Below are 11,216 nucleotides of genomic sequence, written 5' to 3' on the forward strand. Positions count from 1 at the left end.
GAGAAGCATCACCCCGCGCCAGCCCCCTCAGCTACGACTCACGGAAACGGCCACGCCGGCGACCCCTGGCTCATGTCCAGAAGCTTCACCGTGCTGTATTCGTTGGTCCGGTTGTTGGCATAGAAGAACGCCGGCTGCTCGGCGAAACCGTAGGCCGCCACCTGCGCCTGCGCGGCTGCCGAGGTACGGATGCCCCATAGCGCGAAGGTTGGTCGCTGGTCGCGCTGGGTCAGCCAGGACAGGCCGAGCAACAGGTTGTCGTTGCCGTCCGTGCTGCTGGCATCGCCGCTGTTTCCCGGGCGCTGGGCGTAGGTGCCGTAGCCGAGAGCGGCCTTGCTGGCGTCCCAGTCGGACTTGTCCACCTGGCGCTGGTGCAGGTAGAGCAGGGTCCAGATGTCCCAACCCTGCAGCGGATCGTTCTTCAGGTCGGCCCAGTAGTGCACCCACTGGGTATAGAAGGCCATCCGCTCGCCATTCAGCGCGTAGGTGCCCGGGTCTTCCCACAGACGCTTGTATACGCCTGCCAGCGGATCGGACTCGGCGCGCCCGGCGACGATCAGATTGTAGGCGTTGCGGTAGTTGACCCGCGTATCGTCGAGGTTCTGCCCGAACTCGCGGAGCACGCGCCAGTCCTTGTGCAACGGGAATATCTGGTTGGAGATTTCGCCCGAGCGCCCGCCGTAGACCTTCAGTCGATTCACTTGCAGGTTGTGGCCCAGCTCATGGCTTTCGCCCCAGCCACGCGGGTTCAGGCCCCAGGTCTGGTCGTAGGGGTTGCCGCTGCAACCGCCGCCGCACTGGGCGTACTGGTCGACGTTGATGTGCTGGGTGCCGGGCAGCTTGTGCAGGGTCTCGCTGTCGCAGTCCCAGCCGCGCACCGCGCATTCCTGCTGGATTGCCGGAGTCTTCGCCTGGTTGGGAATGGCGAAGCCGGCCAGGGTGTAGGCGTCGTCGATGAACACCTCGTTCAACTCACGGATGAAGCGCTGGACGTCGCCGCCATAGTCCTTGTCGATCGAGCCACGGACCTTCTCCACCTTGGCGTGGACCTCCACCGAGCCGCTGCGGATCTCCAGCCAGTCGGCCTTGTCGGCGTCCAGCGCCTGGATGAAGTCGGCAATCGCCTGGCTGCTGTCCTCGCCTGGCTGGATGTCGAGGAACGGCTGGCTGGCCGCGCCGGTTACCTTGACGGTTACCGTCTGACCCGGCGTGGCGCCGCTGTAGACCAGTTGCAACAGGCCGCCGTAGGGCGATACCAGCGCCACCGACTGGTTTGCCTGGAGCTTGATGTCCGGGCTCTTGAGGAAGCGCGGGCGGTCATACTGGCGGGTATTCCACAGCCGCGTCGAGCCGATGCGCTGGGTGTTCAGGCCGACCGCCAGGCTGGCCTGGCCAGCGTCTTCGATGCGAATGCTCAGGCGCTTGCCCGGCGCCGCCATGCGGCCGATGGCGGTGAAGCCCTGGGCCGACGGCAAGGTGAGGGTCAGGGTTTCCTCCGAGCCCGATACCGGCATCGACTGTTGGCGCTGGCCGGCGTAGCTGCCCAGTTCCTTCTGCGCCGCGCCGGCCTCGCGCACGTAGCCGACGATGGCGTCGGCGACGAAGGTTTCCTGGAAGCGCGCCGTGTCGGCGGCCTTGTCCATCGGGTAGCGGATGTTCTGCCGCACCGCGTCGGCCCACAGCAGCCAGAGCCGCAGCGAGGTGGTGCCGGGCAGGGCGAAGAGGTTCTGCGCCTTCTGGTTGTAGGCGTCGAGGGCGCCTTTCAATACATCGACGCGCTTGCTGAAGTCGCTCAGTCCCGGCACGTCGTCGCAGGTGGTGCGTCCGACGTAGGAGGTGCATTTCGACCAGTCGTAGTCCGTGCGCCAGCTACCGTCGACGATCTGCTGCACCAGCGCCGGATCCTGGCCATAGGCGCCGCCCAGCTCGACCGAACGCGCCCGGGTGCGGCTGGATAGCACCCTGTCCTTGTCCCAGTAGTTGCCGCCGTAGGGGCCTTCCTGCAGGCCCAGGCCGGCGAGGATCTGCTGGCCGGTGCTGCTCTGGTTCCAGCCATTGGTGTGCACGAAGAGGATCGGCAGCCCAGCCTGTAGCCGTGCGCGCACCGTGGCGCTCAGGCTAGCGGCGCTGGCGCCGTTGCCCAGTACCAGTAATTTGCTGGCGCTGGCGCAACTGGCGTCGGTCAGCGCGTTGCAGGCGGCGTCCGCCGGTTGCAGGCCGGCGCTCTTCAGGCCGTTGAGGGTGGCGGTCTTGTCCACCCCGACCACGCTGACCTTGAAGTCCTTCGCAGTGGCCGCGCCCGGGTCGCCGTTCACCAGCCACTGCACCGCCCGCTTCAGCAGCGGCGCGTGGGCGGCATTGGTCCCGCTCAGCTGGGTGAGCACGTTGGTGCCGTAGGCCAGGCCGCGGCCGCCGGCCTCCAGGCTCAGGCTGGCGAGCACGCGGCCCTTGTCGCCGATGAGGAAGGGCAGGGTGTTGTCCGGGTTGGCTGGCACTATCCATTGGCTGGAGGCGCCGGGGTCGTAAGCTTGGCTGAGGTTCTGGTAGAGACCGTCGAGCAACTGCGTGCGGGTCTGGCGGATGCGCTCGACCTGCTGCTGCAGGCGCAGGGCGACCAGGTGGCTGTCGGTCAGTTGCGAGGAATCCCCGCTGACCAGTGCCGCATCGAGGATTTCTTCCTGGGTGGCCGCTTGGGCGGACAGCGCGCCCGCCAGGCAGAAACCGGCCAGCAACGCTCGGTGGCGTGGGATGGGTGAGCGACTCATGTTCTCTCCTTGCAGTGAGGGAAATGCAGTGGTGGACAGGCTCACAACTGGCGCTATCGGCCCGTGGAGGGCGGCATATTGTTATGGGGGCGCCGGGTATCGCATCGAACAGGGAATGGGCCTCGGACAATGCCGGAAATACGCATGGGCGATCCGCTGCATCGAACGAGTCAAGGCGAGAGGAGCATGTTGGGAAAGGCGGAAAAACTATCTGTTCTGGTTGTTTTTGAACTGCGTCTGATTATTTTGATTTTATTTTTACCGATTGTTCGAAGCGCTCTGGAGTAGGCGCTCCAGCGTTTCCTGTGACGAAACGATCCAGACTTTGGTTAGGGTCTTGGAAAATACCGAGGATGTATTTCCAGAGCTGTCGATAGTGTTGGAAGTTGCAGTTTCATGAAGGTTTGGGTGCTTCGAAGTTACCGCGTTGGCGATGGAGTCGATATCGTCCGGTAGTGCCTTCGGAAGTGCCTGATAAGTGCCTTCCCACGCTCAGGCGGCGAGCAGAGCGCCACGTCCATCGGATTCCGCTCCGCCAGCGCCAGTTCGCCTTCGCCGAAACTTGCGCTGCTGCCGCCGACCCCCTGCGATTGATCGCGCAGTGGGTGGCGATTGACACCGAAGCCTGTGACCTGCAGCACGGCTCGCCGGTGCAACGGTAGAGACCTATCGGCAGGTTTTGATTTCTCCAGTGGTTCAGCATACGTTACATGAAACATAAATTGTTTCGTATACAGAACATGGACTATTCCCTTATCGCACTGCGACTCGGCGAGCAGCTTCGGCAGCGCCGTCTGAATCGGGGGCTGACGCAGGTCGCGCTCGCTTCCTTGGCGGGCATCACCCGGCAAAAGGTCATCGCCATCGAGAAAGGCGGCCTCTCGGTGGGAATGGGGGGTGAGCAAATTTAGCGAAAACTATAGAAGCTGGGTACTGTACAGCCAGCGTACTGTTCTCTGTGCCGCGAGGAACTCAGGCTTGGCGCTCTACCCCCCCCCGCTCCGGTAGACATCCCCGGCCTATGTGCTAAGCCTGTTGAAGTGAACAATAGGTGCAGTTGATGCTCGGCATAAAATCAATAAGATAAGATGGACTTTAAGTTTTCTCTTAGGATTATGCTTGTGTGTGCACTCGATTGGTTCCACATAGATGAAAGTATGTTTACTGCTATATCGCATTGCCAAGGCATCAAGGGATTACCTTTATACTTGGCGAATGGGCCGTCTGTCTCTGTCAAAATTTTGTTCTGTGGCATCATCGAGACGAGCTCGACTCCTTTCTTAGTGCTTAACATTCCTGGGCCAACTGAGAACCAGCAGCCAATATCTATTGCTTTTTTCAATTGACTCTTTGTTCCTGTAAACCAGTGCAGTATCGGCACTCCATCTATACCTGTAAGCTCATCTAATACAGCTGCCGCACTTGCTCGGCTGTGTATCGTCATGATCCGCCCGCCAGCTTGATTTACAGAGTTGAGTATGTGTCGAAATACTTTCAGCTGAATCTCCCAATGTTCTTTGAAGCCACTCCCCCCATCAAGGCCTATCTCCCCTACATACTTCGTATTCGGGAGCAGTGCATCGAATAACGCTAGCTCTTGGTGTCGTTGGTGCGAAATTTGTGGGTGGAGGCCTAGCGCTGTTTGTATCCGCGGACTTCCCTCTGCAAGACGACAGGTTCCTTCCCACGCTTTGGGTGTGGTTGTAACCGAAAGTACGTATGTTCCTCTCTGCCTGCATTCCTCAGCCACTTTAAATGGGTCTGGATACAGATCAAGGTGGCAATGCATGTCTATGTTCACAGGACTCCCTCGGATTTCAGGAGGGCTTCAACCTCATTAAGTCCATTCAGAAAGACATTCTGGAAGTCTTTGTACGCTGCTACAGGAATGGGGCCGCTATCTGCAATCCATGGTCCGGCCTTTCGGATTGCTTTCTGTGTGACTGCAATGCACAAAGCTAAAAGGTCATCTCTACGGTCAACCTCACTCAGGACGTCAGCTAACGCATCAAAGGCGTATTCAACATTATCGTTGACTCCTCCGGCATGAAGAGCAGCGCGACGAATAATGCAGGGCACGCATACGCCACACTGCTGATTAGACCGCTTCCAATGGCTACATGAGATCGTGCTATTTACGATACCTGCCAGCAACTTTTTGTTTTTGCATTCTGCGACCATCTGACCTTTGGTTTTGAATTGGTAAAGGTTGATTATTCTGCAAGGGATATCCGACGCGTCGAAAATACGTTGAATACTTTCTATAAAGTGTGGGTGGGTGGTTCGAGTGCTCAGCGTTCCGATTCGGCGTGGCGTCAGTGGCGCATTCAATGAAATAAACCCGTTCTCTGGTACGAATAGATCTATCTTCTCTTGCTGGGAAACAGCTTGTACAGCACAGGCGCCGACAGCTGCAAATGCAAGAAAGTTGAGACTACGGGTCCGCATCGTGATGTCCGTTTCCCCCGTATACAAATGAGGATCTGCGTTGACCTCAAAGCGAGAATATCGTCCTTTAAATGCAAGAGCAATCTTATCTTGGTACGTTTTGTCCCCCTTATAAGCATGACTTACCAGTAGCGGAGCGCGGCCTTTCTCCATCAGATCAATTGCGCCAATCGCTGAATCCAATCCGCCTGAAAAAAGACATACAGAGTCAAGTCCTTTGAGATTCACCAGTTGGAATCGGTCTTTCTGTCGATAAGGTATTGGAGGAGGGTAGCCACCTTCTTGGAACTCAAATTCCCACATGTCGCCACTCAGGAAGTGGAGTGCATCCTCTAAATCCTTTTGCAGTGGTAACCATCGAGCCGGTTCCCAGAGAGGGAGCTGTATGTTGAATCGGCGTGTCCAACCATCTTCAGCATCGGTCCGCCGGACAAAGGTGTCCGCAGCCGTCACTGAAAGTGCGATTGTTAGAAAGTCCATAACCTGGCTTGGAACTTGTATCCCTAGGCGTTGCATCCTATCGAGAACTGGATTCCCGATTGTGGATATGTCACCTCTAGTCTTTCCACTGATTCCATAAAGTTGAACGGGTAATAGCGTGTCACTGGCAGAAGGTAGGTGTTTAGTATTGTGATGGAACACTAACTGTGTCACTGGTAGGCCTCCCATTCTGCCCACGCATCAATAATGGCCTGGCGTTCAATTTGGGCCATTTGCTTCCGGCTAATAGCTCTTACATTACTGGTGAGCTTAGGGGCCATTTTTTTGTCGACTACAACTTTTATCAGTTCTCGTAGCTCCGTTTCTGCCCGTATTGCTTGGGCAGTGGTTTCCGCCTTGTTCCAGGCTTTATCTGAATCCATCACCATCTGTAGAAAGATGCTCTCGGACAGGTATCCAATCATGACGTTTACTATTACTTCGTCAGAGATGCATTGGGGGTCGAAAGTTTCCACGCCATCCAGCGCTTCAACTAAAGCATGGTTCATTGCTGCACGGATTTTCTCCGAGTCACCATCTTCGGTTGTCAATGCTTGAGATATGGAGGAAATCGCTAGCTCGCAGGGCAGACCGGCTAGACTCCCAAGATCAATACTTATCTCGCCTGTGCCAGCAGGCAGTCCTGCCAGTGCTCCGAAGAGGCCTGCCCCTGCCTGAGTGACGCTGCCCATTCTTCTGGCTGCAGCTCCGCCGCCGCCGCTAGCCTTTCGAGCATAGTGTCCGATAGCTTTTCTAAAGTCATCTCGATTGCCGCTGGATACAGCACTACCTAAAGATTTTCGAAAAGGCGCGAAGCGTGCCGCTTCTGGAGGTGGTAATGGCTGTTGTGGTTGGTCATCTGCCCAAGCCGGTACCAGTGGTGAACCACCTCCCGGGCCTGTACTCGATTGCGAGGTTCCCATTAAACGTCCCTATGCCATTGTTCTTCTTTCAAAGCTGTGGCCATCCACGGTGGGTATTTGCCACCCAAGTCCAAGTCCTGAATATATCGAACTAGTATCTTGGCAGCATCTTCCGAATGACGAGCCAGTAAGCATGCTCCGGCAAATCCTTTTGGTTGCCGAGTCCAATCAGATATCTGTCTGAGGTGGCTAATAACTCCTTCCATTACCGGTATCTGATCTTCTAGTGGGAGCGTGTCGAATATTTTTTCTGCAGTTGGTGAGCTTGTGTTCTTGGTATTTACCAATGCATCAAGTGCTTCTCTTCCAGCTGGGGAGAGGCCCACCACATAAGCACCGATGGGCATTGTTTCCCGAGATAGATAAATCGCAGCTCTTAAGTCGACTCCGCTAAGACGAGGCTCAAGTTGAGCCCAGTCACTAATAAATGATTTGGTGGTGGGGTTATCTGTCCATGTTTTTGGGGCGTATTCGGGTATCCGGCCACCGTTTTCTTCCAGCTGCTTGAGCAGGGTAGGCGTTCCCTGCTCAGCATCTACTAGGCGGTAAAAATCAGCCGTTGCCTTCACCCCCACGCAGCGTTCAAATATAACTAATTTAGTTATAATTGCTTCGTCTAGAGGCATGGAGCGGCGTTTAGCAATTTGTGATCGCATTTTTACGACGTTTAATAGTCGTTTAACTATTCTGGGATTTCCGTGGATGATAGGGGAGTTGGCGAGTACCGGTGCAATACGATCTGCACGAGAAAATGCCCTGGCTAAGTCGCCGTCTTCTGATTCTCCAGTCAGTATCAGAGCGTCTTGTCGTGTAATGGGATCGTCTTTCCAAGACTGTTGCAGCGCTTCTTCCAAGCCGCTTCGAAGCTTTTCAAGCTTGTCGGTGGGCAGGCGGTGGTCAATGGCGTATAACATAAATAGGTAAGAGCGAATCTCTCGAACGCCAGCTTTGGGCACTCGAATGGGAACTTGAATTAGCTTGTCCAGATAATCGATCTGGTGCCGGTCAGAGGCCCCTTTGAAATAGTCAGCCACTGATGATCGAATCATTTCTTCATCGGCTGCAATTACAAAGGCTGTATTTGTCAGAAATAGGAACAGCCGAATTGCTTCAAGAGTATGGATGGCGTTGGTGGGTAGGCAGCGATCGAGATTATCGATAACAACCACCAGTGGCTTACCGAGTTCATCTAGTATCTGTCCATACTCTGTCCGGAAAGCGTTAATTTGCTGGGGAGGGCTTTTGTTTTTCTTAGGCCTCAGCAGGCCGCCAGCCTGCTCTTTCGCTTCTTTAGCTATATTCCCAAGGCTTTCGTACTCCTCCTGATCTTGAATGCCGTTAGTGGCATTCTCCAGCGCGCCAACTCCTCTGGCGATAAGGCCTCCGGTGGGAACTCCGGCAAACAGGGCAGCTCCCTCTGCTAGTAAGCCCATTACGCGGAATCCATCGACACGTGCGAGAAGCTTTTTGGTTTTTGTGGCCAGGCTTGCATTTCCATCTGCGGCATGGGTCAAGGCAGTAGCTATAACCTCAAGGAGAGCTGCTCGGGCATCGTCGTACCCTTGGTAGAGCCAGGCATCAAACTTAATGACGATCCAGTCTTTATCATCCTGTTCAAGCTTCTCCTCAATTAGCTTCAAAAGAGAGGATTTGCCGGCACCCCAGTTACCGAAAACTCCAACAGAGACCGGTAACATGCCTTCTGTTGTGAGGATGTCGACTGCGATTTGCGAGACCTCCCCAAAATTAAGGTAGTCCTTATCAGATTCGGTATCTGACCACATGTCGATGTTCCCTCCCCTAGCTATCCTGTAAACGAGATTTTTTCTATCTCTTCAACGAGTGGTTGTTGCTAGCCGGCAACATGCCGGGATTATCAATCTTCCCCAGCGTTTCAAATATTCTGCATCGTTCTACACTTGGGAAATGCTGAACATCCCCAAAACTGCTGCCCTGCTTTCGCCCCTGATTTCACGGTACGGATTAGTAGCGCGCTGCCGCATTTCGGACATCGCCGCTCTGCTGCCGGATCACTCCGTCGCTTGAGGTTCTGTACATGCTCGAGATGGGTGGCGAGGGTCGGCGCGCGGCGGCCGGTTTGCAGGGATTGCAGCATGGCGCCGACTTCAGCCTCGCTGAATACCGCCTGCTGGAATGACTGGATATAGCGAATAAAGCCAATGCCCTGGGTGACGTTGGCTGGCACTTCGGTTTTGAAGGTGCTGCCGCCGACGAAAGTGATCACCGAATGCAGGTGCTCGGGGTTAACGCCAAGGGTGGCTTCCAGGGCTTTGAGGTGCTTGTAGTTCTGTCGCAGCGGGTTCTGGAATTTGAACGTGCGCTTGTAGAGCTTCTGCGTCCACTGCGCTTGCTTCTCGCTGCCGAAAATCCAGCCGCTCATGTTCTTCGTTTCCAGCACGAAGATGCCGTAGGGGGAGAGGAATACGTGGTCGATCTGTGTCGTGCCGTCCGGCGTGTTCAGGGTGACGTTGTGCAGGCGGCGGTAGGTTTGCCTGTCCAGTTGCCAATGGGCGAACAGTCGCACCAGCAGTTCACCGACCTGCCCCTTGGCCCAAGGCGATTTGAGCAGGCCGATCAGCAGGGCTGCCGGGATAAACCAGGTCAGCATGCCCCAGACCTGGACGACTATCGGGCTGTAATCCATTTTCTTCCTTGAGCCGAGCTGCTTAATGGAGAGGCGAGCAGGTGTGCCGAAATCCAGATGCCTGGCACTTAGCCGATAATGGCCAATTGCTTTCGAGTACTCAAGGGGATCGCGACCATTGTTCTATGGCGCGATGACGCATCAAGGGCTGATGAGCCCGGTGCAGGAGCTCAGCGTGCTATCTGGTAACGGGTGCTACGCCCTCCGCCGGGCAGTCGCTCGATGCAGCCCTTTTCCAGCAGGTCGCTCAAGTGACGGGTCGCGGTGGCTTTGGATACCTTGGCCACGGCTTGGTATTGAGCGGCACTGATTCCGTCCTCGAAACCCCTTTCGCCGCCATCGAGCAGGCGGTTAAGCACTTTGATCTGCTCCGCCGATAGCGTTTGGCTGCGGTGTGCCTGCCAGAAGCGCGCCTTGACCAGCACGCGGTCTATACGGGCAAGGGCTTGCTCCAGGCTCTTGAGCAAGGTTTCGAGAAACCACTGCAGCCACTTGGTGATATCCAGCCCGCCTTTCTGACTGGCTTCTAGGATGCGGTAATAGCCGGCGCGGTCGTCGAGGATGCTCGCAGACATGGCGTAGAAGCGAATGGCTTGCTGCTCGCCCTGAGCCAATGCCAGATCGGTGATAGCGCGGGTGAGGCGACCGTTGCCGTCGTCGAAGGGGTGCAGGGTCACGAACCAGAAATGGGCGATACCGGCGCGCAGAAACGGGTCGAGGCTGGCATCGCTGCGGCTGCTTTCGAACCAGGCGAGAAAGTCCGCCAGTTGCGCTTCCAACCCTGCGCGGGGAGGGGCTTCGAAATATACGGTAGGGTGGTCTATCCGACCCGAAACTACCTGCATGGGCTCTTCGCCGCGCAGTGCGCCGATGTGTAGTGGTCGAGCCAGAAGTTGGTCATCGGTGGGGAATAACCAACTGTGCCAGGTGAACAGTCGCTGTTCGTCTAGCGGCTCTTGATGTGCGTGGGTGGCATCGAGCAGCAGTTCCGCCAGGCCTTCGGAGCGAGAGGTGGTTCGACCTTCTTCGTGCAATCCCAGTCGCCGTGCCAATGATGAGCGCACCGAACCGACATTCAGTTGCTCTCCCTCAATGGCTGAAGAGGTGACGATGTTCTGCAGCATGGCATCCAGGCTGCTCTGCACTTCGGTGTCACTCCCCACGGCACCGAGCATTCCTAACAAACGACCCTGAGCCTGGCTACAGGAGCGCAGCAGTGGTGCAAGCGCTTCGGCTTGCCAGTTGAACTGCGGCCAGTCGGGCTGCTGCCAGATCCAGAGTGGGTCGTTCATAAGGGATGTTCATCTTGAGCCGATTAGAGAGCCTATTCGGCTCATTTTGTGAGCCGATAATGCCAACTATTCGGCTCACTGTCTAATTCTCAAGCTGGGTTGATAGCTTGATGAGCATGCCTGTTCAGGGTGGCTGAGTCAGCTAAAGCGCCTGTTTCAGCACGTCAAAAACCTTGTGGACAGAGGTCGGCCGTACCCCTTGGGCATCGATAAAATTTGATGCAGGGACATGTAGCTCTCGGGCTACAAAATGGGGGCAGGTCACATGCACTCGGAGCCGCTGTGCTGGATGTACACGCCGCGTACCATCTCGTCTTCGGTGCGGCGTGCCCAGTCTTCGGCGTCGCGCTTGGTGCGGAAGGTTTTTCCGTTGGTCGGCCAGTCCGTTTTGCGGACCACGGGAAGGGGGACGATTGTTGCCATCAGATAAGGACTCCAAAGGCAGACTGGCGAACCAGTACTGTACCGATTTTGTACCTTTTGGCCATGGAGCCGTTTATGAGGCCACTACCCTAGAAAGCGCAAAGCCGCGCAGTGCGCGGCTTTGAAGGTGGTGGGCCCACACGGACTCGAACCGTGGACCAAAGGATTATGAGTCCTCTGCTCTAACCGACTGAGCTATAGGCCCCCAGAAGGTCGGCGG

The 11,216-nt window shown here is 56.3% G+C and carries 9 protein-coding genes, 1 tRNA gene and 1 pseudogene; 2 read left to right on the top strand and 9 right to left on the bottom strand.

The annotated features are described in order from the left end of the window. Positions 1–38: 38 nt before the first annotated feature. Positions 39–2,810: an ImpA family metalloprotease gene (impA, locus tag ACM0M4_RS03085; RefSeq protein WP_079456257.1), complete on the bottom strand. Its 2,772-nt coding sequence runs from the start codon at positions 2,808–2,810 to the stop codon at positions 39–41. A 99-nt stretch (positions 2,811–2,909) separates the two neighbouring features. Between impA and ACM0M4_RS03090 the strand changes: the two genes are divergently transcribed. Both ACM0M4_RS03090 and ACM0M4_RS03095 read left to right on the top strand, forming a co-directional pair. Then, positions 2,910–3,053: a hypothetical protein gene (locus ACM0M4_RS03090; protein ID WP_152959728.1), complete on the top strand. Its 144-nt coding sequence runs from the start codon at positions 2,910–2,912 to the stop codon at positions 3,051–3,053. A 452-nt stretch (positions 3,054–3,505) separates the two neighbouring features. Beyond that, a pseudogene (locus ACM0M4_RS03095) lies at positions 3,506–3,658 on the top strand (helix-turn-helix transcriptional regulator); the annotation flags it as partial. Between the two features lie 182 nt (positions 3,659–3,840). On the opposite strand, the gene qatD reads toward ACM0M4_RS03095, so the two are convergent. From qatD to ACM0M4_RS03135, 8 genes are all read right to left on the bottom strand, one after another. Continuing rightward, the gene (gene qatD, locus ACM0M4_RS03100; protein WP_071543164.1) at positions 3,841–4,554 is read right to left on the bottom strand and encodes a Qat anti-phage system TatD family nuclease QatD; all 714 of its coding nucleotides are present in this window, start codon (positions 4,552–4,554) and stop codon (positions 3,841–3,843) included. An 8-nt stretch (positions 4,555–4,562) separates the two neighbouring features. Continuing rightward, positions 4,563–5,882 (bottom strand): Qat anti-phage system QueC-like protein QatC, encoded by a 1,320-nt coding sequence (gene qatC / locus ACM0M4_RS03105; protein WP_170835767.1) that lies wholly within the window; start codon positions 5,880–5,882, stop codon positions 4,563–4,565. Then, positions 5,864–6,616 carry a hypothetical protein gene (locus tag ACM0M4_RS03110; RefSeq protein WP_024928364.1) on the bottom strand — a complete coding sequence of 251 codons (753 nt, stop codon included), beginning with the start codon at positions 6,614–6,616 and terminating at the stop codon, positions 5,864–5,866. Before ACM0M4_RS03110 ends, qatC begins: the two co-directional genes overlap by 19 nt. Continuing rightward, on the bottom strand, positions 6,616–8,400 hold the full coding sequence (locus ACM0M4_RS03115) for a KAP family P-loop NTPase fold protein (RefSeq protein WP_079456258.1): 1,785 nt from the start codon (positions 8,398–8,400) through the stop codon (positions 6,616–6,618). Before ACM0M4_RS03115 ends, ACM0M4_RS03110 begins: the two co-directional genes overlap by 1 nt. 110 nt (positions 8,401–8,510) lie before the next feature. Continuing rightward, positions 8,511–9,281, bottom strand: a complete 771-nt coding sequence (locus tag ACM0M4_RS03120) for a nuclease-related domain-containing protein (RefSeq protein ID WP_024928365.1) — start codon at positions 9,279–9,281, stop codon at positions 8,511–8,513. 170 nt (positions 9,282–9,451) lie between these two features. Next, positions 9,452–10,573 carry a Fic family protein gene (locus tag ACM0M4_RS03125; protein ID WP_024928366.1) on the bottom strand — a complete coding sequence of 374 codons (1,122 nt, stop codon included), beginning with the start codon at positions 10,571–10,573 and terminating at the stop codon, positions 9,452–9,454. Between the two features lie 261 nt (positions 10,574–10,834). Next, positions 10,835–10,972, bottom strand: a complete 138-nt coding sequence (locus tag ACM0M4_RS03130; RefSeq protein ID WP_024928367.1) for a hypothetical protein — start codon at positions 10,970–10,972, stop codon at positions 10,835–10,837. Between the two features lie 152 nt (positions 10,973–11,124). Further along, positions 11,125–11,201 (bottom strand) — tRNA-Ile (locus ACM0M4_RS03135). Positions 11,202–11,216 lie beyond the last annotated feature (15 nt).

It is taken from the genome of Pseudomonas sp. 18-147 (assembly GCF_051048045.1).
Classification (GTDB): Bacteria; Pseudomonadota; Gammaproteobacteria; order Pseudomonadales; family Pseudomonadaceae; genus Pseudomonas; species Pseudomonas aeruginosa.